Annotated in this window: 21 protein-coding genes, 1 pseudogene and 2 riboswitches; of the genes and pseudogenes, 13 read left to right on the top strand and 9 right to left on the bottom strand. The window is 40.8% G+C overall.

The genetic code is table 11. The annotated features are described in order from the left end of the window. Positions 1-98: 98 nt before the first annotated feature. On the top strand, positions 99-470 hold the full coding sequence (locus ACSZOX_RS03880; protein WP_437918469.1) for a DoxX family protein: 372 nt from the start codon (positions 99-101) through the stop codon (positions 468-470). Between the two features lie 22 nt (positions 471-492). Here the strand turns inward: ACSZOX_RS03880 and ACSZOX_RS03875 are convergent, their stop codons facing one another. The 3 genes from ACSZOX_RS03875 to ACSZOX_RS03865 form a co-directional block, all read right to left on the bottom strand. Beyond that, positions 493-909 (bottom strand): GNAT family N-acetyltransferase, encoded by a 417-nt coding sequence (locus ACSZOX_RS03875; RefSeq protein WP_437918467.1) that lies wholly within the window; start codon positions 907-909, stop codon positions 493-495. Positions 910-935: 26 nt separating this feature from the next. Beyond that, the gene (locus ACSZOX_RS03870; protein ID WP_437918466.1) at positions 936-1,433 is read right to left on the bottom strand and encodes a thioredoxin family protein; all 498 of its coding nucleotides are present in this window, start codon (positions 1,431-1,433) and stop codon (positions 936-938) included. A gap of 282 nt (positions 1,434-1,715) precedes the next feature. Then, positions 1,716-2,168: a hypothetical protein gene (locus tag ACSZOX_RS03865; RefSeq protein WP_437918465.1), complete on the bottom strand. Its 453-nt coding sequence runs from the start codon at positions 2,166-2,168 to the stop codon at positions 1,716-1,718. Positions 2,169-2,260: 92 nt separating this feature from the next. Beyond that, a riboswitch (TPP riboswitch) is annotated at positions 2,261-2,355 on the top strand. Positions 2,356-2,412: 57 nt separating this feature from the next. On the opposite strand from ACSZOX_RS03865, the gene thiS reads away from it, so the two are divergent. The 12 genes from thiS to ACSZOX_RS03805 all read left to right on the top strand — a co-directional run bounded on the left by thiS (position 2,413) and on the right by ACSZOX_RS03805 (position 12,076). Further along, complete coding sequence (gene thiS / locus ACSZOX_RS03860) at positions 2,413-2,625, top strand: sulfur carrier protein ThiS (RefSeq protein WP_437918464.1); 213 nt, start codon at positions 2,413-2,415, stop codon at positions 2,623-2,625. A gap of 11 nt (positions 2,626-2,636) precedes the next feature. Beyond that, positions 2,637-4,451 carry a phosphomethylpyrimidine synthase ThiC gene (gene thiC, locus ACSZOX_RS03855; protein ID WP_437918462.1) on the top strand — a complete coding sequence of 605 codons (1,815 nt, stop codon included), beginning with the start codon at positions 2,637-2,639 and terminating at the stop codon, positions 4,449-4,451. A 4-nt stretch (positions 4,452-4,455) separates the two neighbouring features. After that, a complete protein-coding gene (locus ACSZOX_RS03850; RefSeq protein WP_437918461.1) occupies positions 4,456-5,052 on the top strand; it encodes a thiamine phosphate synthase in 597 nt (198 codons plus the stop codon). Beyond that, on the top strand, positions 5,039-5,671 hold the full coding sequence (locus ACSZOX_RS03845; protein ID WP_437918459.1) for a thiamine phosphate synthase: 633 nt from the start codon (positions 5,039-5,041) through the stop codon (positions 5,669-5,671). Before ACSZOX_RS03850 ends, ACSZOX_RS03845 begins: the two co-directional genes overlap by 14 nt. Further along, positions 5,661-6,458, top strand: coding sequence for a thiazole synthase (locus ACSZOX_RS03840; protein WP_437918457.1), 798 nt, complete (start codon positions 5,661-5,663; stop codon positions 6,456-6,458). Before ACSZOX_RS03845 ends, ACSZOX_RS03840 begins: the two co-directional genes overlap by 11 nt. Continuing rightward, positions 6,442-7,566 (top strand): 2-iminoacetate synthase ThiH, encoded by a 1,125-nt coding sequence (gene thiH / locus ACSZOX_RS03835; protein WP_437918456.1) that lies wholly within the window; start codon positions 6,442-6,444, stop codon positions 7,564-7,566. The genes ACSZOX_RS03840 and thiH overlap by 17 nt, the downstream gene beginning before the upstream one ends. A gap of 147 nt (positions 7,567-7,713) precedes the next feature. Then, positions 7,714-8,427, top strand: coding sequence for a HesA/MoeB/ThiF family protein (locus ACSZOX_RS03830; protein ID WP_437918455.1), 714 nt, complete (start codon positions 7,714-7,716; stop codon positions 8,425-8,427). 121 nt (positions 8,428-8,548) lie between these two features. After that, positions 8,549-8,947 (top strand): hypothetical protein, encoded by a 399-nt coding sequence (locus ACSZOX_RS03825; RefSeq protein WP_437918454.1) that lies wholly within the window; start codon positions 8,549-8,551, stop codon positions 8,945-8,947. A 52-nt stretch (positions 8,948-8,999) separates the two neighbouring features. Beyond that, positions 9,000-9,093: riboswitch (TPP riboswitch) on the top strand. A gap of 69 nt (positions 9,094-9,162) precedes the next feature. Next, on the top strand, positions 9,163-9,969 hold the full coding sequence (thiM, locus tag ACSZOX_RS03820) for a hydroxyethylthiazole kinase (protein WP_437918453.1): 807 nt from the start codon (positions 9,163-9,165) through the stop codon (positions 9,967-9,969). Next, on the top strand, positions 9,959-10,591 hold the full coding sequence (gene thiE / locus ACSZOX_RS03815) for a thiamine phosphate synthase (RefSeq protein ID WP_437918452.1): 633 nt from the start codon (positions 9,959-9,961) through the stop codon (positions 10,589-10,591). The genes thiM and thiE overlap by 11 nt, the downstream gene beginning before the upstream one ends. Beyond that, the gene (thiD, locus tag ACSZOX_RS03810) at positions 10,588-11,430 is read left to right on the top strand and encodes a bifunctional hydroxymethylpyrimidine kinase/phosphomethylpyrimidine kinase (RefSeq protein WP_437918451.1); all 843 of its coding nucleotides are present in this window, start codon (positions 10,588-10,590) and stop codon (positions 11,428-11,430) included. The genes thiE and thiD overlap by 4 nt, the downstream gene beginning before the upstream one ends. Beyond that, the gene (locus tag ACSZOX_RS03805; protein ID WP_437918450.1) at positions 11,414-12,076 is read left to right on the top strand and encodes a TenA family protein; all 663 of its coding nucleotides are present in this window, start codon (positions 11,414-11,416) and stop codon (positions 12,074-12,076) included. Before thiD ends, ACSZOX_RS03805 begins: the two co-directional genes overlap by 17 nt. Here ACSZOX_RS03805 and ACSZOX_RS03800 read toward each other — a convergent pair. The 6 genes and pseudogenes from ACSZOX_RS03800 to ACSZOX_RS03775 all read right to left on the bottom strand — a co-directional run. After that, positions 12,073-12,750, bottom strand: a pseudogene (locus ACSZOX_RS03800) (lipase family protein); the annotation flags it as partial. The gene ACSZOX_RS03805 and the pseudogene ACSZOX_RS03800 sit on opposite strands and share 4 nt — an antisense overlap. Before the next feature lie 414 nt (positions 12,751-13,164). Beyond that, positions 13,165-15,894: a hypothetical protein gene (locus ACSZOX_RS03795; protein ID WP_437918449.1), complete on the bottom strand. Its 2,730-nt coding sequence runs from the start codon at positions 15,892-15,894 to the stop codon at positions 13,165-13,167. Next, positions 15,891-16,727, bottom strand: coding sequence for a hypothetical protein (locus ACSZOX_RS03790; RefSeq protein WP_437918448.1), 837 nt, complete (start codon positions 16,725-16,727; stop codon positions 15,891-15,893). Before ACSZOX_RS03790 ends, ACSZOX_RS03795 begins: the two co-directional genes overlap by 4 nt. 27 nt (positions 16,728-16,754) lie before the next feature. Beyond that, entirely contained in the window at positions 16,755-19,043 is a 2,289-nt protein-coding gene (locus ACSZOX_RS03785; protein ID WP_437918447.1) for a hypothetical protein, read from the bottom strand. Positions 19,044-19,064: 21 nt separating this feature from the next. Further along, complete coding sequence (locus ACSZOX_RS03780) at positions 19,065-19,577, bottom strand: hypothetical protein (RefSeq protein ID WP_437918446.1); 513 nt, start codon at positions 19,575-19,577, stop codon at positions 19,065-19,067. Then, on the bottom strand, positions 19,567-23,538 hold the full coding sequence (locus tag ACSZOX_RS03775; protein WP_437918445.1) for a hypothetical protein: 3,972 nt from the start codon (positions 23,536-23,538) through the stop codon (positions 19,567-19,569). The genes ACSZOX_RS03780 and ACSZOX_RS03775 overlap by 11 nt, the downstream gene beginning before the upstream one ends.

The following is a 23,538-nucleotide window of genomic DNA, read 5'->3' as shown; positions in this document are numbered from 1 at the left end:
TTTCTTATAATTCTTGTCTTAAGACAAGAAATTAAAACCTATTCGTAAATTCCAAACTTCCTATTTAAATTTGTTATAACTATATAAAACTTACAATCATGAAAATTGTTAAATTCATCCTCTCTCTTCTGTTTGGTTTAATGTTTATCAATGCAGGATTAAGCAAATTTTTTCATTACATGCCTATGCCTGAACTTTCTCCCGAACAGATGGAGGTTTACCAAGCTTTCGAAAAGCTTAAGTGGATCACGCCACTTGCGGGGATTGTTGAGATCATCGGTGGTGTTCTTTTTATTTTTCCTAAAACAAGAGCTTTAGGTGCAATCGTTATCTTTCCTGTTATGATTGGCATTGTGGCGCACAACTATACATTTGAACCGAGTGGTTTGACGATAGCTGTTCCTTTGCTCTTGATTAACCTTTGGGTTATTTTTGACAACAGGTCGAGATATCGTAAACTTATCGCATAAGTTAAACAACGAATTAATTGTTTTAAACAGTCGCTTCCATACGTACATATTCAATGCCATTTTTGTAAAATGGCTCATCTGAAATTTCTAGGCCAAATTGGCGGTAGAAGCCTACTGCTTCACGACGTGCATTACACCAAATACGCTTAATCCCCCAACTTCTCGCTGTGGCTATCAAATGTTTCAATAGTTGTCTGCCTATACCTTGTCTTTGATATTTCTGCAATACGGCAAATTTTCTGAATTGAAAAATTTGATCCTCCTCAAAAAGCGATATAACGCCCACAAGCTCATTGTCATAATAAGCTCCGAAATGTAACGCTTCGAAATCACCATCAATCATCACATCCCGCAAGCTACCATTAGGGTATAATACTTGCTGTCTAATAGACCAAGTTACAGGTGCAGCAACCTGTTCGATTTTTAAGAGCATAGACATAAGTTTCCCATCAAAGGCTTCTAAATTTATCTTTCCTTATATTCATTAAAAAGGGAGAGAATCTTTTTACGATCGTAGCTATCTCCACTTTCTAAAGAACCGCTTTCTCTGACAGCAATAACTTTCCCCGTACCATCTAGAACAATAAAGAATGGATAACCGAGTTTTGCACCTTCGGGAGCATATCGTGAAAATACCGCTTCATTTTTATTCTCTTTCGAATAATTAAGATGGTAATATAAGAAATGCTTATCTAAAAAATTACCAATAGCAACATCCTCATGAATAAAGTTATTGAAACGCAAACACCAGATACACCAATTTCCCCCGGCCTGTATTACAATATTCTTTTTTTGGATTTTGGCCAACGCCACCAAACTATCTATATCCGATTGTGCATTAGCGAGAGGATCATAGGGTTTATCTAAATGCTCTAGCTCCTTAACCAAGCTCTGCGCAACTATCGTATGTATTCCCGCAGAATTAATAGCAACAAAAATTAAGATTAGTTTTAAATATTTCATGAGCTTATTGAATTGAAAAACAAAGTTACTATTTAATCTGACATCTTGGTTTACGCCTACAAGCTGTCATTTTCTTCTAAAAAATAATTTTCTGCTCATTCCCTCCTATTTATGATGAATCGGTATATTCATTAGAGATCCTTTTAGAAGCGCATGCAATAGCCAAAAAGAAATCAAAGACAAGGAATGGGAGAAGATTAAATATCTTCAGTCTTCCCTCGAAACACGTTCAGATCGCTCGTGTAGCTCCAGTAATAGCTAATATACTTCAATGGAATATTATCAATGAATAGATATGAAAGCCGTATATCTATCAGTCCGCCCTTTTTTCAAGCGTTCTTTCGGGTAAGGTTCAAGCTTCAAAAGTCGAAGAGTATAATGATTAAAATTACAGGTAGACGAATAATTTTTAGACGGCAAATTATAGGTAGCAATTTTCACCGTTTGCGGCCTTGTATACGTTCCTGTTAATGTTAATTCAACGGCGGCGATACCTTCCCATACACAATTTACCCCCTCTGGACAACGACTGTCTTCCAATACCTGACTGAAGGTTACATTAAATTGCTCGTCTGCAAGAAAAAACTGTTCTCCTTCCTGTATACGAATGACTGTGCTATCTTTGGTTTGGTGAATTATGGTCGATCGTCCTGTATTTTTAGTACGACAGCCTGTCAAAATAAACAAAACGAGACTAAGTAAACACAGGCTACGAAAAGTGGAAAAAGGATACATTTTTCTTTATCTTAAATTCGAATTTACACATAGATCACGATTTTTAAAGGTTAAATTAATTTTTATTTCTAAAATATTTACCTATACTTGTTCCCATACTTTAGGGGTGTCTGTAAAACAGGCTGAGATTTTACCCTTTGAACCTGATCTAGTTCATACTAGCGTAGGGAAAAGTAGTGCTACTTTCGTCTTAGACTAATCTTAGTCTATTACTAGCATTCCTAAAGTATTTAAATTTTAGGATATGCAAATTAAACTCAACAATCAAAATCATTATCTTCACGAACCTGTTCCGGTCTCTCTGCAACGAGCCCTCGAATTGTTAATTCCAACGCTCAAACCAAAAGGCATTGCTGTAGCCTTGAATCAGCATGTCATACCTCGATCTAACTGGAACGATACCTTTGTAAAACAGCACGATGAATTATTGATTATCACAGCCACCCAAGGCGGTTAAAACATAAACCTATGGAACCACAACAAAAACACATCTCAACAGAAACATTTCCAAAATCAAGGAAAATATACGTAGAAGGAAAACTATTTCCAATACGGGTAGCTATGCGAGAAATTAGTTTAAGCAAAACTAAATTGACGAATGGAATAGAACAGGACAATATGCCTGTAACCGTTTATGACACCTCAGGTCCCTACACCGATGAAAATATTTCCATCGATATTAGAAAGGGGTTATATCGTCTGCGGGAAGAGTGGATAAAAAAAAGAAACGATACCATACAGCTTTCGCAAATTACATCTTCCTTTGGTTTAGAACGATTACAAGATCCATCGCTCGATCATCTTCGTTTCCACTTTCAACATAAACCCACACGCTCAAAAGATGGACAAAATGTGACACAATTGTACTACGCCAAACGGGGGATAATCACCGCTGAAATGGAGTATGTCGCTATTCGGGAAAACCAGCGTATAGATCTATATGCTAATGAACATCTGCAACGACAACATCCCGGCAACAGCTTCGGAGCGCGGACACCTAAAAATCATATCACACCAGAATTTGTACGCCAAGAAATAGCAGCTGGTCGTGCTATCATACCATCGAACATTAATCACCCAGAGAGCGAACCTATGATTATTGGTCGCAATTTTTTAGTAAAAATAAACGCAAACATTGGCAACAGTGCTGTCACCTCCAGCATCGACGAAGAGGTAGAAAAAGCGGTTTGGGCTTGCAGGTGGGGCGCAGACACGATCATGGACCTTTCTACTGGGAAAAACATTCACGAAACGCGAGAATGGATACTTCGAAACTCTCCTGTCCCGATTGGTACGGTACCAATTTATCAAGCATTAGAAAAAGTAAACGGCATTGCTGAAAATTTGACATGGGAAATTTTTCGGGACACACTAATAGAGCAAGCGGAACAAGGAGTATCTTACTTTACTATACATGCAGGTGTACTTCTTCGTTACATTCATCTTACAGCCAGCCGAATAACTGGTATTGTATCTCGAGGAGGCTCCATTATGGCAAAATGGTGTTTGTTTCACCATAAAGAAAATTTTCTTTACACTCACTTTGACGATATCTGTGCAATTATGAAGCAATACGATGTCGCCTTCTCCCTTGGTGATGGCCTAAGACCCGGTTCTATAGCAGACGCGAACGATGCAGCCCAATTCGCTGAATTAGAAACATTAGGAGAGCTCACAAAAATTGCTTGGCAACATGATGTACAGGTCATGATAGAAGGTCCTGGTCATGTACCCATGCATCTTATCAAAGAAAATATGGACAAACAGCTAGAGATGTGTAACGAAGCACCTTTTTACACACTCGGACCACTTACCACCGACATTGCTCCAGGTTACGATCACATCACGTCTGGAATTGGCGCTGCGATGATCGGTTGGTATGGATGTGCAATGCTATGCTATGTAACGCCAAAGGAGCACTTAGGACTTCCCAATAAAAAAGATGTAAAAGATGGGGTGATAACCTATAAAATAGCGGCACACGCTGCGGATCTCGCCAAAGGACATCCTGGGGCACAATATAGAGACAACGCCCTAAGCAAAGCCCGTTTTGAGTTTCGATGGGAAGATCAATTCAATTTATCTCTGGATCCTGACACAGCGCGTGACTTCCATGACGAAACATTACCTGCGGATGGAGCAAAGGTAGCTCATTTTTGCTCCATGTGTGGTCCGAAATTTTGTTCGATGAAAATAACGCAAGAGATCCGTGATAGTGTAGAAAATGGATTGTATCAAAAATCTACCGAATTCATTGAACAAGGAAAAGAAATATATCATTAATTTTATGCACGTTATCACGCTACCGACACCACATAAGAACGAGTTGTCTATCTTGCGCACGCTCGTACAATGGGAAGATATCTCGATACATATTCGGAAACCCTTTTTTACAGCCTTAGAACTAGCAGACTTTATCGCGCCATTTTCCACTTTCGAGCGACAAAGATTTATTCTTCATGCAGATAGAAAGTTAGCAATTGAGCTAGGAATATCTCGCATCCATCTTTCAGGACTTCATAAACAGTCATTAAATAAAAAGTATCATCTGGAAAAATATGCCAGCACCTCCTCCCACAGTTGGTCCGAGTTTAATCAACTCCCTGATCTATTTGAAAGTGCCTTTGTTAGTCCGGTATTTCCTAGTTTTTCAAAACCAGGATATGGCCTCGAACGGAAAATTGGAATAAATGGAAGAAGAAAATACAGCATACGTGCTATTGCTTTAGGGGGAGTAAATAGCCTACGTTTAAAACATTTGAAGGGCTATAATTTTGATGACTTTGCATTATGCGGAGCACTTTGGGAGTCAACATCTCCCCTGGCGGAAGCAGAAGCTTGCCATGCCCTACAACACTTATTTGATAAGCATGACAAATCTTAGTAAACTACAATACATTTCTTCAGGAAACTCTTTAGACGAACATTATAGACATATCTGTGAGGCCCTGAATGTAGGAATAGACTGGATACAATTACGGGTTAAAAACTGTGCTTTTGCAGATTATGTCCAATTGGCGCAGCAAATCCGTAACCTACAAGATAATTGTCCTTTTACTTTTATCGTTAATGACAATCCTTATGTAGCAAAGGAATCTGATGCCGATGGATTACATTTAGGGCTTGCAGACACAAGAGTAGCCGATGCTCGTCTAATCTTAGGTACACACAAAATAATAGGAGGCACAGCAAATACCCTCGATGATATTATTCAAAGACGAGAGGAACAATGCGATTATATTGGTCTTGGTCCACTAAGATACACCAAAACAAAAAAAAATCTTAGTCCGATCTTAGGGCTCTCAGGTTACCAAAAAATCATGGAGGCAATCTCCATTGATTTTTATTGTCCTATTTTCGCCATTGGAGGTATACAAAAAACGGACATCATTCGGCTCAGAAATATCGGGATATACGGTATTGCACTTTCAACCCACTTACAGCAAAATTTCAATTCACCTCCTTACATCAAACAAATTAAAGACTTACTTTATGGACAATAAACTAACTATCGCAAATCGACTATTCGACTCTCGACTTTTTTTAGGTTCCGGCAAATTTGGTTCCGCACGTACAATGCTGGATTCCATTAAAGCTTCACAGACGCAAATGGTTACGGTTGCATTAAAGAGAATAGACCAAGAGGATAATTCGGACGAAATAGTAGATATTCTGCAACAAGATAAACTACAAATTCTTCCAAACACGTCAGGAGCACGAACAGCAAATGAAGCAGTCCTAGCGGCACAACTAGCCCGAGAAGCGTTACAGACAAACTGGATAAAGCTCGAAATTCATCCTGATCCCAAATATCTTTTACCTGATCCTATAGAGACGCTTTTTGCCTGCGAGAAATTAGCAAGTTTAGGGTTCATCGTGCTTCCCTACATACACGCAGATCCTGTACTCTGTAAACGTTTAGAAGATGTAGGATCTGCAGCTGTGATGCCTTTAGGCTCGCCTATCGGTAGTAATCAAGGATTGAAAACTAAAGATTTTCTAAACATTATTATAGAACAAAGCAACGTTCCTGTTATCGTAGATGCCGGTATTGGAAGCCCTTCAGATGCTGCTCAAGCGATGGAATTAGGTGCTGATGCCGTTCTCGTGAATACAGCTATTGCTACAGCAGCTCATCCTGTCTTAGTAGCTCAAGCTTTTTCAATGGCTGTTCAAGCCGGCCGTATGGCTTTTGAGTCTGGTCTTCAAAAAGGATATACATACGCTTCTGGCAGTAGTCCTTTAACCGAATTTTTAAATCAAGATTATAACCATGCAAAAGACTTTTAAAGACATATTTTCAAAATACGACTGGAATCAAATCAAGAAAAAAATTGAAGGCACAACTGCAAAAGAAGTAGAATTGGCCTTAATGAAGGAAAAGAAAACAATTTGGGATTTTCTAACCCTGATCTCCCCTGCAGCAAGTCCTTACCTTGAACCAATGGCACAACAGTCCCATCGAATTACCATACAGCGTTTCGGGATGACTATGCAATTGTATGCACCTTTATACCTCAGTAATGTTTGTCACAATATCTGCACATACTGTGGGTTCAGTATGGATAATGCGATACGACGTCGCACGCTCTCTCCCGCAGAGATTGCGCTGGAAGCGCAAGCACTGCGTACAATGGGATTTCAGCATGTCCTTCTCGTGTCTGGCGAAGCCAACCATAGTGTTAATACAGCTTATTTTATTGAAGCCATTCAGCAAATTGAGCACCTATTTCCTCAAATATCGATCGAAGTTCAACCATTAGATATAGACGATTATCGACAGTTGCATCAAGCCAAAGTAAATGCCGTATTGGTCTACCAAGAAACGTATCATAAAGAGGTTTATAAAACCTACCATCCTAAGGGAAAAAAATCAAATTTCGACTACCGTATTGAAACACCGGACCGTATTGGAGCTGCGGGTATCCATAAAATAGGATTGGGTGTCCTCCTCGGCTTAGAAGATTGGCGTGTAGATAGTTTTTTTAACGCTTTACACATAGACTATTTGCAAAAACAATATTGGCGGACGAAGTACTCTGTTTCATTCCCACGGCTTCGTCCCGCAATAGGAACGAAAAATCCCAATTTTATATTGGAAGACCGTGATTTATTACAACTCATCTGTGCCTATCGGTTATGGAATCCCGATCTCGAATTGGCACTTTCAACGAGAGAACACGCCTTATTCAGAGATCATATTATTCCATTGGGCGTAACGTCTATGAGCGCGGGTTCCAAAACTAACCCAGGAGGATATGTGGTAGAACCAGAGTCGCTAGAGCAGTTCGAAATCAATGATGACAGAAGTGTCGAACAGATTATCAAAACCATACGAACAAAAGGATATCAGCCCGTATGGAAAGATTGGCAACCTGAATATAGTAGCGACAGGTAAGATCTCATATCCGCCATTGCAGCATAAAGTAAAATACAGATCACCGAGTAGAATAATTTCAATAATGTAGATGAAATCACATTCCACTCCCTGTTAGATTGCGCATGGAAATATGTAGAGAAGTGAACATTAATAAACAACAATTTCATGAAACTAACAAAGGAACAAATCCTCCGCTATAAGAAGCATATATCGTTACCCGCAATTGGAATTGATGGACAGATCAAACTCAAAAAAAATAAGGTATTAATTATCGGTGCAGGAGGGTTGGGATGTCCCATTGCACTCTATCTAGCTGGAGCAGGAATAGGTTTAATAGCATGTATAGACCCGGATTCTGTGGAAATACATAACCTTCATAGGCAAATTGCACATCATGAATCTTCTGTCGGAACCCCAAAAGTCATAAGTTTAAAAAAACAATTAGAACAACTGAATTCCGACATCATCTTCCGTCCTATTCACGCTAAAATATCACCTGAGAATATATATTCTTACATCCAGGAATATGATATTATTATCGATGGCTGCGATAATTTCAAAACTAGATATCTTGTTAACGATGCTTGCGTATTTCTAAAAAAGCCCTTGGTGTACGGAAGTGTTCTTAATTTCGAAATTCAAATGGCAGTTTTCAATTATAAAGAAGCAAAAGATCTACGTGCCATTTTCCCAGAAGCGCCTGATCCCGAAGATGTACCTAGCTGCGATCTGAATGGTGTAATGTCAACCACTCCGGGTATCCTTGGCTTGATGATGGCCCAAGAAGCGATCAAGCTTATTTTAGATCTGCCCTCACTAAAGAATGAATTGTTGATCGTTGATACAGAGCGTTGGGAAACCAAGAAAATAAATTATTAACATAAAATTGACTCGCTTATCCCCTAACACTTCAACAATTCATATTTATTTGAACAAAGAAAGGAAAATGGGACTTCTTATAGATTTTTATTTGTACCTTTAATCAAACTATTAACTCGTTATGTTTACCAAACTGATCGAAATTGACAATAAAAAAATCGGAACTGTTCATTTTTATGCTTTCGTTATAAAAATTGAACGGGACGAAGTTGGTTTTGCTCTTTTTATGAATGAGATATCAACTCCCCTACTCCATTTTAGAAAAGATGGAGATACAAACGTAAACTTTAAGATCGATAACGAACAATTTTTGTGGATTGTAAAGAACAGTAAGTTTTCCATTACAGAGCGAAAATCACTATACGCGGAATTTGAGTTTTTTTTACGCGCAATGGAACAGCGAGCAACAGCCTATCTCTTTAAGAATGCTAAAGTAGCTTATGTCTCAAATTCACACGATCTTATCCGCTATAAACATTATTATATTAGTTCCAATATGGAATTAGTAGAAAAACAATAGACATTTGATGATCGAGATACTATTGCAAATAGTATCAAAATTCATTAATTTTAAATGGCTTTAGGGGTATTCTGAAAAAGAATTGAGAGAGACCCTTTGAACCTGATTCGGTTGATACCGACGTAGGGAAAAGCGCTTGTTTTAGTTTGGTCAAACCATTCTCATAGTTAGCTCCCATCAGTTCAAAAGCCCCATGAAAACTAAAAAAACAAAAAATGGAGCTAGATATCATCCTACAGAAACTGTCAGCCGTTAGAGCGGCAACTCCTCTTGTACACAACATTACGAATTTTGTGGTGATGAATAACACAGCTAATGCGCTACTCGCTATTGGAGCATCTCCTGTTATGGCACACGGTCAAGAAGAAATCAAAGAAGTACTTTCAATAAGTCAAGCCTTAGTCGTGAATATTGGCACGCTAAATCGCAGTTGGGCAAATGCCATGATCACCGCTGCCGCATATGCAAATGAAATCAATTGTCCATGGTTATTAGATCCAGTTGGAGCTGGCATATCAGCGTTTCGAAACAGTGTTTTAGCTGAACTTTTATCTCTTCATCCTGCTGTTATCCGCGGTAATGCATCTGAAATTATTGCACTACATAATGCATCAGATTCATCAACTAAAGGTGTAGACAGTACTACTACAAGCGATAACGCATTTGAAGCTGGTCGTGCCTTACAGCAAATGTACGGATCTGTCGTCTGCATATCAGGGGCAAAAGACTATATCATCGGGAAACGGGGATGGACAGAAGTTGACAACGGAAGCCCTTTAATGACAAGGGTAACCGGGTTGGGGTGTTCGGCATCTGCAATAGTCGGTGCTTTCTTAGGTTTACGGCAAGATCACTACCAAGAAGCTGTAGCAGGAATAAGCCTATTTAGCCTCGCCGGAGAGCTGGCGGCAGCTAAAGCTAGTGGGCCAGGCTCTTTGCAATTAAAACTATATGACACCTTATACGCTTTATCGGAAGAAGATATTAAAACACACTTAAACATCCAAGAACATGCCTTTTAATGTTCACTTTCCCTATCCGCTCTACCTCGTTATTTCTGAAAAGGATTGTCATCCTCGTCCTTGGCTTTGGGTTGCAGAACAGGCTATTCTTGGTGGAGTAGATATAATACAGTTACGTGAAAAGAATTGTTCGCAACGAGAATTTTTACGCAAAGCTATCGAGCTAAAAAAAATAACAGATAAAATGGGAATCCCTTTGGTGATCAACGATGCTGTTGATATTGCTTCTGAGATAGGTGCATGGGGCGTTCATGTGGGACAAACAGATACACGTCCTATTACAATTCTTGAAAAATATGGGCATAAATTTCAAATCGGTTGGTCGTTAGAAAATTTGAAGCAGTTACAAAGCGAACAAATTGGAGCAGTACAACATTTAGGAGTAAGTCCGATTTATAACACAGCGACAAAAACAGATACCAAGAAGCCTTGGGGTATTGAAGGACTGATAGACCTAAGAGAGAAAACTGAAAAACCACTTGTGGCAATCGGTCGAATGAACTTGGATACAGCCGAAATTGCTTTCCGAGCAGGAGCAAATAGTGTTGCTGTAGTATCTGCTATTTGCCAAAGCGAAGATCCTAAAGCAATTAGCGAGCATTTAAAACAAAAATTAACATGATCACAAAAAAATACTTTTCTGTTCCTACTGTCCTTAGTATAGCTGGTTTTGATGGCAGTGGAGGTGCTGGTATTCAAGCCGACACCAAAACAATATCGGCACTAGGCTGTTATGCGATGAATGTACTTACAGCTCTTCCCATACAAAATACCCAGGGTGTTAAAGCGATTTATGATATTCCAACCGAAGCCGTTAAGGAACAACTTCATACGATATTCGACGATATATATCCAGATGCTATTAAAATAGGCATGGTACACAGTATCGAACTTGTTGAGTTGATAAGCCAATTTTTAAAAGACTATACCGGTAAAATTGTATTTGATCCCGTTATGGTATCGACTAGTGGTCACAAACTCATACAAGATGATACAATCCAAGCTTGTAAAGAGCTACTTTTTCCTTTGGCTCGAGTAATTACGCCAAATCTCGATGAAATAAGCGTATTAACAGGCAAAAAAATTGATAATACAGATAAGATGCAATACGCAGGAGAAGCTTTATTACAAACGGGCTGTCAAGCTGTCCTTGTAAAAGGAGGCCATTTGGTAAATCCAATTTTAACGTCTTACCTAATACAAAGAGACGGAAATACACAATGTTACGAATCAGCACATATAGATACAGTAAACACACATGGTTCCGGATGCACTTTATCCTCCGCAATAGCTAGTTATCTTGCGCAGCGACAAACACTAACGGAAGCAGTAAAGCAATCCATGGATTACGTCTATCAAGCCATTTTAAGTAGTAAGGATCTACGGATCGGAAAAGGAAATGGCCCACTAAATCATTTTCACCAACCAAAAAAATTAATTAGCTATGAAATGGACAGATAATGCCTGGAAAGAAATTTCTAATACTTTCAAAACCATACAAGAAATGCCCTTCATTGAAGAATTAAAATTGGGAACACTGCCACTTGACAAATTCCAATTTTATATGCTTCAGGATGCACGATATCTAGAGCATTTCGGAAGAGTATTAGCATATTTAGGCAGTAAGTGTTCGCAAAATGATCAAGCACTAGCCTTCTTCGATTTTGCTAAAAATGCACTAATTGTTGAACAGGCACTTCATGAAAGTTACTTTGAACAATTTGGAATCAAAAAAATAGTACCTATCGAAACCGAACCTATATGTCATCACTATATTCATTTTCTTAAAAGCACAGCCGCATTCGAGCCCTTAGAAGTAGGTATTGCAGCTGTTTTGCCCTGTTTCTGGATCTATAAAGCAATCGGTGATTACATATATGAACAACAATCTAAAACCAACAACCCTTACAGCAATTGGATACAGACCTATAGTGGAGAAGATTTCTCAAAAAGTGTAATGATGGCGATAGATTATGTCGATCAGATGGCCGACCAAACTACGGAAACTATACGTCAATCCATGTTAAACACATTTGAAAAAGCTTCTTTATTGGAGTACCATTTCTGGCAAGCTGCGTACGATAAGAAAACATGGAAAATTAGCTAATATTTTTCCGATAAATAGTAATATCGTGCTAAGCCATGATGAAACATGATTTCTTTAGAAGGATCTGGGCTACTAAATTTTTGATAATATCCGCTGTCTGGATAAAGAATAATCTGCAAACCAGCACGTACATAGTTACTTCCTTTTGTGTAATGGGGTTCTTCAAAATTAGGGTAAGTTTTTCGGATATTTTTAGCGACAAACTTACCTAGATACTTTTCGTATGTTTTTGCGGTCTTCTCCGAAGGCCCCATCGCTTTCTTATAAAGCGCTTTAAATAGCAGGCGCTTAAAAAGAGATTGCTTCTTTATTGCTTCATGTAACATCGGTTCCGGGTTAATCTCGGGTAAATCACGGGCCGTTTCCACAGTAAATGGTGTTTGGGGAACCCAATCTTCAACATTTGTCACATTAAATAACCATCCATCTTTTGTAAGGTGCTCTAAATCATACGCAAAATAAAGGTTCCCAGGTTTGGGACTCGCGCTAACATAGGTTTTAAACCGCATATCTTGTCCAAGTTGTCCTTGTCGCTGTAAGCCTAACAAATAGGCGGAAATAATATAACTAATTCCTCCGCCTTGGCTGTGACCAGCAATAACATAATCCTTAACACCAGCTCGGTAACAGGAGTCAATCTTTGGTAGGATATCTCTTAAAAGAAAAGCGGCACTAAATACATATCCAACGTGTACTTAAAATCGCAAAATCCAGTAGTACCAATTTTGTTGAATTTTACAAAAACCAGTTGTACCAAAAATAAAAGCCCTTTAAATTCTATTTAAAGGGCTTTTAACATCAATCGATTGTTCCTCAATACAAGAGTTTATACAGGGCTTCTCTGTCTCATATCCTTTTAGGCCTTTGAAATTTTGACGGACAACTACGGCACCCCCAATTAATCGGTGCAATCAACCGTAACGCTGTCTCATTGTATAATTACTTGGGCATCATTGATGTACAAATATAGTTTTTTTTTAAAAAAACATTTCGTTTTTGCGTTTATATAGGCACCAAATAAAGAAGCCCTTTAAATTTGTTTTAAAGGTTTTTAATATAACTTTGAAACCAATTCATAAACCTAATAGCTAGTAATCCGAAATTTGATGCATTTCTATCCAGTATGATCCGTCAAACAGAAACGTTTTTACCGCATATCTGCGAAAAGAGTTATTAAAAGTTGGCGTGCCATCACCCTGAATAATACTTCCGTTATTGGACACTAGTACAAAATCATTACCACTCAAATTTTTTATCGTTATTTCTTGCTCAGCTACCGGATATTGAGGTAAATAAAGGTTTCCTGCAACGACATCAGGGCTAACTAATACCCTAGAAACATCGTCGGAGATGGTCTGTCCTCCTCCTGTTATCCGCTGTATGCCCCATGCAGAGGCTTTAAATCGTGAAATGCCATTATGAACATAAAGCGCATAGTTGTCATTTCCGTTTTCAGCACTTAATTCTAAAGCGATATTGATAAAAGGAAACAACGGATCAGCCGTCGCGACAGTATTGTAAATGGAATAAGAAGCAGCACGGGACGCATCTCGATAAAGATTCCAAGATGCTTCCCGTCGTTGTCCACGAACAGAACCATTTGCTCGCTGTAGGAAATAATCTCGCATCAAGAAAACGGACGCACCGGCAACTTCCCACGTGTCATCGGTTCCGATTTTTAGCGAATCTGAATTTATGGTAAATCCTCCCACAGCCCCTTTTGAAGCTTTCAACGATCCATCATTCAGCACCTGAAACGGCGCACTGTGCCGGTTTGCTTCCGTTGCGCCTGCCCAAAAGCGTTGCGACACACTTCCTTGATCCGACAGCCCCGAAATACCGGCATTTACATAGCCATCACTTCCAACGGTGATCAGTTGGGCAAAAAGCTTATTAACATTGATATGATATGCCGTAATCGAATCTGTAACTATTTCTCCACCGGCAATAACAGTGTAACCTTTTGTCGACTTTAAAGACCTTTCACCCTCAATAACGCTTGATAATATCCCTAGATTAAAGTGCCAATAACCCACCTCACTATCTGTATCTTTCTGATCGGTGGTTAATGACCATTCACCTGTTAATGCTGTTTTGCTACAACGGGCAGAAAGGTAATAGGGTTTAATCGGATCAAGTCCCGAAACAGAGAAAGGCACGAGATTCCATGTATATCCGAGACCGTCTATTTTATAGGTCTTATGGATCAAGCGACCTCCGCTGATCTCAAATGCGTTTGGATCGTCCGAAACGTTAACAACGTATGTAACGCCATCAAGATCATAAAGCATGCTCTGCGTGCCGTAGAACGCTGCTATGGCTTGTATAAGGGGTTCTTGCATATTCCCGTCAGGGTCAAATATTTTTGTGGTAAATTCGGCAAGTGCCTGAACGTTCCTGCGATCGTTTTCAATACTGGTTTTAGTCACCTGCGTGACGACCTGTTTTGTTTCCTTGATATCCTTTTCAACCTTTTGAATCCGCGTATAAGTGACCTCGTTTCCAATTTCAGCGGTAAATTTCATCCCTTGCTCTAGAACATCGGGAAAGTTGGCAGGATAGCTCACCGATGTAACGCGTATCTCGGCATCTAGGCCGATACCCTCATCCACAACACGGACGATATCACCTTCGTGTAATTCTGTGTTCAGCCTTTTAAGATTGAGGATATCTAAATCTAATTCATAGACAACGCGCGGAACTTTGTTGCTGTTAAGATATTCCTCTCTTTTTACCGATAACTTGTTCAAAGCTTCATTTACGTAGCTTTCAGGCAGACGGATACCTGTTACGATATATTTGTCTCCCAATTCTGCAACACGGAAACCGGAAGGACTAACATTGCCGTTTGCATCCGTGTTCGCTTCGTAATGTATCGTTTTCGTAGCGTGATTGTAGGACAGAATCTTAAATTCTTCACCGTTCAACAAACCGGAGGTGAACACTATCTTAGCATCTGTGCCATCGATCCGCTGACCATCTAAATCAAAATCAATACCTGCATCCGAAACCGAAAACCTGATATCATTCACCTGTGCGACACCCGTAACGGTTCCCGTCCGCGATGGAAAGATATCCGTATCGGTGATGTATCCCTCGCGAAGGCCGTACAATTCGATTGCGACTTCGTCATCTAAATAACCGGGCAATGTCAATTCGGTAAAAGCGTAAGATTGCGGCAGGTTCTGTGTACCCCCAAAAGCATACGCCCTTGTAACGATGCGTGAATTTTCGAGTCGCTTACGTCCTAAGCTGTATAAACCATTTCCCTTACCATATGCAAGCGTTAAAGCGCGCGCTGTACCAACGGTCTTCTTTATTGAAATCTCCTTACCCGTGATCTGCCATTCACATCCGGCACCTTCGGCAATATCATTAAGCGCATCCCAACAGTAAACTTTATCAAATGAAAGCGAGAACGGTTCTACCTCCTCCAGTTCGCCGATTGACCAATCAGGATCGAAGGCATGAAGGCATTCCAGAAACATAAACATGTATTCGTCCAGTGTACCACGATAGGAGAAATTCAAAGAACCTTCATCTTTTAATATGATACGTTCAAGACTGTGACGGATTCCTTGAAAAGTGATCGTGTAACGGTGTTCACGACTGCTGATCTTTGTGTAATCAGGCTCGTTGTTCACCGTCATGATATCACCTTTATAGGTAAGATAGTCCCCGACAGCAATGTCGAGGACTATAGGAGAAGAAACCGTAAACACAAGCTCATGCTCCGCCATCAGCTTTCGCGTCAGCACAGCATTCTGACGGTTAAGCTCTAAAGTAACCACATTGTGACGGTAAATTTTCACAATCATAACGACATAAGATTTACAAGTGCCGAATTTACAAGCGAAGCTTCCTCTGCCGTAAATCCCTCTGCGAATCCAAGTACTCTAGCGTTTCGCAAACCACCTTGATTAGACGTTGTTGCAGAAGTCGAACCAAGCGCCCCGATCCATGTGGATGCGGTTAGACTAAAAGAAGCCTGTATGGCCTGTAATGCTACCTGTCCATTGATTACAATACGGTTTTGGGTAGCTTCGCTGATCCCTTGCAGACCAGTTGCTGTGTAGGCCAGAAAGTCATTCGAATCTGTAACCGTTAAACTTATATTCTGATTGTTCGTGCCATCCGACTTCTGAATACTCATCCGGCTAGCCCCGATAACGGAAAGATTACCCTGACCAAGAGTTGTGACCATTTTATTGACATTTGCATAGTCACCAAACTTATCTACTACGCCGAAAGGCGAAAGTGCATATATGAGTTTTCCCGTTCTGTTTATACGAAGGTTATCACCGGGAGATGTTGCAGAATAAACCTGCGATAATTTGCCATTCGAAAACTCCCAATACTGTGCGAAATTCGCCGCTGATGCAACGAGATTGTGAGAACCTGTGCAAACATTCAATAAGGCCTCCGACAAATTGGATGAAAAGCAGGGTAGCAACAAACTGTTTGCCGCGAATTTGTTCCATATTGTTCCCCCGATCCCACCGATCTCATCAACAAATATCTGAAAATGTGATTTCTGTTCCAATGTTATAGAGGAGTACACACTCAGAAGTGTATTTACTTCTTCACTTACATAAGGCACTTTACCTAATCCCGTGCCTGAATAATTTGCGTTTTTTACTACTATTTGCATATCTATGTTTTTATTAAAAATCAAAAATTAATTAACCGACCAAACCAACCAGCTGTAAATATGGTAGGCGATACTTCTTAACTGAACCGCAGACAGGTGGACACTATCGCTACCTGAGGTTATCTTCGGATTCATTTCAACATCATTCAGGTCGTATGTTAGAAAATCCGAATATCCGGCCGATATGGGTGATTGGGTAGCGTATGTCGTGATATAATTTATATCCTTTGTAAGATCAGCAGTTCCGAGCCCCTCTAACAGCAGGGCATTAAATCTGTACATTGTACTCTGTATACTTAACTGGTTTGATAACCCATATTCCTGCCATCGCTGCGGATAAAAAACACCCGGCCGGCGGGGTATGTACTTCCCGATCTTGCAATCGGGCAGTTCTCCATTTACAGAACGTAAAAGCACAGAAGTAAAGTAAAACATATTATCTGCCCCCAATACTGCATCATTTGTTCCAAGCCCTTCGGCAAAGTGGGTTGGCATACATACATCATAGCTATTCACATCCGTAACAAGACTTCCCGTGCCATTCCCTAACACAAGTCTATTTCCACTATCATCCATTGTCCGGTATCTCTCTATGTATTTTGCTATTGAAAAAGCATTGTCAAATACCCAATCATGATCCCCGGTATACGCTTGTGCCTTTTCGATAGAATAGAAAGGATTGTCGTTTATTTTAGGGGCAAAACAGACTCCCCCGTTACAATTTTCTACACCCCCCGTTCCAAATAGAAATTCCGACATTTTTGCATCCTCGGTGGAAGAATCATAAGCAAGCGCTACTGTCGTAAATCCCCACTTTGCCTTTAATGAGCTCCACAAAGCTGAATTATAATCAGGTTTATACCTTCCGACCGGTGTATCGCAAACAGTAAAATTTTTAGATGTAGAATAAGCTTCGTAGGGCTGTCCCGCTACCGTACTATCAAACGGCGTCTTAGTCGCAAGCCCGGCTAAATAATACATAGCTTCCGCCCCCAAAAAAGTATATGCATCTTCGAAAGCGGTACCATCCAGTCTTACCCACTTTGGGTAGTTGAGGTAATTGTATGTAGCCCATCCGCTACGGCCTTCTGAACACGACCTATTAGTTATTGCCGAACCGTTGTATGAGGTTGATATAGTAACAGCATCCATAACACCCACCATATTTACATCTATATTTCCTATATCAACATTGTCCATATTTGCAAACTGCTTTACATGGTTGGCGATTGTACCCTTTATATTGCCGGTCGTTGAATTCTGTCTAGCTATACTATCCCCAAGAATCATAAGGTTTACGTTCCTGCTCTGTAAGGAAGTTCTATTTGACCTTATATAGACCGTCTCAAGGGTTTTCTTTAGAAAGCCGTTACCACCTATTGTAAAAGCTTTGTCAGCGGCAACTACTTTTTCGATTTGGGAGCCTGTATTTTGCAGGATTACTTTTTTTTGTTCATCAAGCAGCACGGGCAGCCTTGCCGAGATTAATCCCTCAGGGTATAGTTCTGAAAAATACTGCCTGTTATCTCCATACACACCAAAAACATGGGTTGGCGATGTAAAAGAAAAATCGTCCTGATCATTACTGATATCCAACATGCCTTTTGCACGGTTGAAGTTAGAGGCGAAGTTTTCAGCATTTTGATAAAATTCGACCTCCCCGGAAGACGAAATCCTAAAGGACAGATTTCCATTCTCGTCATGTATGTAGAAGGTTCCGTTCTCATCGATCTCAAAATTATCCGCAAGATTTTCGAGGCTTGTTCTAAGGGCAAATTTTGAAAGATCGAGCAGTTCACCGGCAAGCTCTATTCTAAATACTCTCAGAACGCCTTCCGATGTAAGTATCAATCCCGCATTTTTTTCTGCATCTAGAAAATACATATTTCCACTTGCATCAACACGTACGTTTTCGACAATGGGCTCTATCGGAGAAATATCTTGTACAGGCAAAGTAACCTCACTCTCCTTTGTCCATGTTTCAGCAATACCATCCCAAAAAACAGTACCTTGCGTATTGGCTGCGAACACAAATTCGGTCACAACCTCCGTATCCGGATGTGTGTAAGTAAGTGTAAGCCCTGCTGAACCTACGGTAACCGAATACCGTTTATTAGCTACTCCCATAGTAGGCAAAGAATTACCCGTCACCTTTACGGCTTCGCCCGTTCTTTTCCCGGCTTCGTTCACGATGTCCAAAAACATCACATTCCCCACTAAGCCCGTTTCGGCATCTATCCCCATCAAACTACGAATCTTTGATGCATCCAAGATCGCAGGTGTATTATTATCAAAATTTACTTTATCGTCTGCCATTTTAAAAGCGTTTTAAATCGTTTATAAACTTGTTTTAACTAAAATTTTCTGACCGCCATTGATGACGATGTACCGACCGTAGTTGTCCGCGAGGTATTTAAATATGTAGGACGGTGTACCGTGATTGTCTTCAAAGCGGATCACGAACCGCGCGGAGGTTTTCGTTGTCAGTCCCTCATTGATAAATTTCCAGTCTTTTGCAGAGACATATCGAAGGCGATATGTTTCGCCCCAGTCGACAACCTGAAAATCTACATCATCATTTTGATCTATGAGCGACAGGAATTCCGTTTTCTTTTTGCGATAGTCTTGCATATCTTTCCCTTTGATCAGAAAGGGAATTTCAAAGTATCGACATTCGTAAACAACAGCAGAAGTAGTGTCGTATTCTCTGCCACTCTCATCCGCCCATTCTTGGTAAAACGGAACTTTAGGAACAGGGGGCTGCTCAAACTCGGATAGCCCACCATCTTCCAAATAAACACCAAAGGCAGTTGTTAATTCGTAGCTGTTGATAAGGATGTTAACCGCCATAGTAGCCCCCTTTCGTATTATCTTTAATAGCCTTTAATTCAATCACGGCATTCTTCAATTCAGTCACAGTATCAGCCGTATTTTTCTCTATACCGCGTTGAATCAAGATTGATTCTAGCATTCTGTCGTAAGACTTCATTTCGAACTCTAAAGATTTCTGAACGGCCAACAACGTTTGTTTACCAATATCAAGCTGCGCACGACCTAACCCCACTATCTCGGTCGCTGCTTGTTCGCTTACACGCTCGATACCGCTTGTAGACAAAGTACTATCAGATGAGGTCGGAGAAAAGATATCCAATCCTTGCTCTTTGGCGGCTTCCCTAGCGGCTTCCATCCACTTGTAATAATTCTCACCAGCTGAACCAGCATCTTTCAGAAATTGAGCAAATACATCAATAACATCACCTTCCTCACCAAACAATAGCGTGTCGGTCAATTGATCTTCAAACTGTTTAAATATTTCATCAAACGCTTTTGAGAATAAAAGCTGTGACATCATATCCTCCAAGACCTTGTTAACGGTATTACCCATTGCCAAGGCCGCCGATTCACCTTGCTTAAAATATTCGACGAGGTTATTCCGCATATCAGACCCTAATGATCCGGTAAGCTCTTCAACAACTTCTTTTATCTGCGCTCTAGCTTCTTCGATCTTCTCGATCCAATCCAGTACACCTTCGATCATCTGCTTTGTATTCGCATCAACTGCGTTGTCATTGTTGAGACTCTCTAAAAGTCTCTTAACATCGCTCAAATCTTGGGGTTCTGATGAGGATAATACGTCGACTATTTCCGCAGGAAGACTGGAATAGAGGTCTTCATACTTCGGTTTTTTCTTTTTGCCACCGAAAAGACCAATAATCCCCCCGACAACAGCACCGATGGCAGCACCAATTATATTACCAATTACAGGGATCGCAGAACCAATTATCCCACCTATTGTAGCTCCACTTACTGCACCTTCTCCAACGCTCCCCCAGTCAACTGCATTTTTCAGTCCGTTGCTAATTTTACCATTCTGCGCGAGCTCGGCGATTGCTTTTTTGTATTCTTCTATTGCGTATTCAGCTGATTTCATTCCCGAGCGCATACGACCTACATAATCCTTTACGTATACGCTTTCTCCAAGTTGTGCTTCCAGTCGCAACTGCTCTGCAATACTAAGATTATACTCACGTTGCATGTCGATAACCGCCCTGTAATATTCCTCCTCAGCTTGCTTTCGTTCGGCAGCTGCATTAGCTACCATACTGATCAAATCAATTGCAGAACTTATTGCTGCTGCATATTTTTCGGAGCTGGTTGCATTCTTATCAAAGGCAACTGATAAATTATCAATCCCATTTGCTAAGCCTGAAAGAAACTGACCAGCGTTGCTAATAAGGTTGTTTCCAAACGCATCTCCTAAATTGGAAAGACTTTCACCAAGCTGTCCAACCTCTTGCGAAACGCGGACAAGCAGATCAAGCATTGCCCTGAATCCTTCCCTGTTTAGTTCATCTATCTGCTCCTGAGTTTCTAGAAGTTTATCGTTAACGGCTTTGATCTTTTCGGGACTTGCGCCACTCTTTGTCAGTCTCACCAGTTCATCGGAAAGTTCGCCATATAACTTTTTCAGATTTGCGATTGAAGCGGCACGCGCTCCCAACTCGGCATTACCTTGTGCTGTGAACAGGGCTTTTTCCAGCTCTTCACGAAATTTAGGATCTAACCCTTCTTTAGCTAGCAAATCTTTGATAACCTTGATCTGCGCACGTATACCGGCAGTTGTCAGTACAAGTTGCTGTTTGGCTGCATTGATCAAAATCCTGTTCTTCCGCGCTTCCGTTTGGTTCAGTGTCTCGATTTCCTCTTCTCGCGCAGCTTTAAGAAGTTCTTTCTTCTCTTCGGATAATTCCTCGCCCTGCGCCATATAGAGCGTCTGATACTTCTTATCAATATCAGCAAGTTTTTCATTGTAGGTACGTGTCAGGTTATAGGATTCCAAGAAATATTTATCCTGTTCAGCCTGTTTGTTCCGGTTGAATTCTTTTAACGTTTCCAACAGCTGTTTTAGACGTTCGATTTCAGCTCCGCCCAAACCGAAAAGTACCTGTTTTGAAGTCAAGGCCGCAATCTCCATCGTCACATCACTGTAGAAGGTCTTTATCTTATCCAAGTCCTTCGCATACCGTTTGTCAGCCTGCGTCTCACTCGTCGTTGTTTTATACTGTTCGTATTCGTCGTACAACTTCTGCCGGATCGCATACGCATCCATTTCCTTCTTAGTTTCCTGACGGTAACGCAGATCAGCGGTAGCGCGGCGTTCAATTGGCGCAACAAGATCAACATCGATTAAAGCCACACTGGCCTTATTTTTTTCATTATACTTTCTGATCTTTTCATTTTCTTCATCAAGCACTTTCCGAAAGTCAACAAACTTCTGTTTTAGGGCTTCAACTTCCTTTCTGTCATCCGAAAACGAGAGTACACGGTACTCATTATCCAACGATCGTATTTTATCAATAAATTCCTTGCGCCCCTTCAAAATCTGATTATACAGACGTTCATCGGCGGCACTGGTGTCTTTCGGTTTCTTAAAACCATCTCCAAAAACATCAATATTCATCTTAGAGGCATAGTCCTGCGCTTTGCTCAACAAAGCTTCCGCATTATCGGAAAACTGCTTTTCCCTAGCTTCATGCTCGCGCTGTTCGATTGCTCGACGTTGCTCTCCGGCATCCTGCATCAGATCATCGTAGTATTTCGTTTCTTCTCCCGTCAGCTTTGCCCATACCTTTGCCGCTCCGCCTGTTTTTACGATAGAAAGAAACCCATCAGATGTGGTAGTGAAATCCTCTGCTTTTTTTGCAGAGTTTTCCTGAATTGCCGCCGCTTCCTTTGCCGCCTCAGCCAACTGCAACTGTGCAGCGGCCTTGTACATCGTCATCTTTACGTAGTCATCCGCATTGTCAATAAGGAATTTTTCGACCTGATCAAGGGTCTTAACATATCCGGTTGTTTTTCCCAATGTGTTATTATATTCCTCAACAACGGACTTCTTAGATAGAAAACCTTTTTGCGCAAGAGAAACGGCGATATGAAGGTTTTTTACATCTTTAACAGCATTCTGATATTCACTGTTCTTCAATACCTCATTGACAGATTCCTGTGAGGTAATGATCTTTTTAAGCTCATTACCGGCACCCACCAGACCTTTGAACCATTCGCCGATCTCTTTGCCATACACGGTCAACAATGTTATCCCGACCATCATGGCGGTCTGCCAAGACAGTACTCCGGTCAGAAGCGACTTCCATACCGGTACGCCCTTTTTTCCTTCCGCTGCCAATGCAGCATTGGCCGAACGAAGGCGGTTTACCTCGTCAACGAAAATCGGCAGGTTATTAGATATCGCCATGAAACCTGTCTGCACACTATAGGTGAAAGCAGGAAGTTCACGGGCGATCTGGTTGATACTGTTCTGTAGACCGTTCCAACCTGTACCGATCTGAGCACCCTTTGTTATCTTTGAAATTTCGGCATTTACCAGTGCTAACTTCTGACTGTATTTTTCGAGCGCAGCAGGATTTGTAGCCTCTAGCATTCCTTTTTGCCAAAGTGCAGCACCACGTTGCAAGCGTTGTAAAATACCCTCATTACTAACGATCACACGTCCCTGATCATCGAAGCCCTTAATCCCCACACGTGTCAATCTCTGTATGTCGTTCTCCAGTTTGTTGTACTGGCTGTTCAGGGTCGAAAGACTGGAAGCAGAAGTCGCAGACTGCTGGGCGGCACCAACTTCATCCAACCGCCTTTTGAGCCGCTGTAGCAGACCTTCACGCTCTTTCAAAGGTTCGTTACCTGCAAGTGATTCTTGGTTTACCGCGGCCACAGCTTTACGGACTTCTTCCGCTTCTTTTTTCGCTTCGGGGCTGTTAAACTTAAAATCGATATCTAGTTGTGCATCGCTCAT

It is taken from the genome of Sphingobacterium sp. LRF_L2, from assembly GCF_965644235.1.
GTDB lineage: Bacteria > Bacteroidota > Bacteroidia > Sphingobacteriales > Sphingobacteriaceae > Sphingobacterium.
The sequence above is the reverse complement of the archived record's forward strand: the minus strand, read 5'-3'. Positions and strand labels throughout refer to the sequence as shown.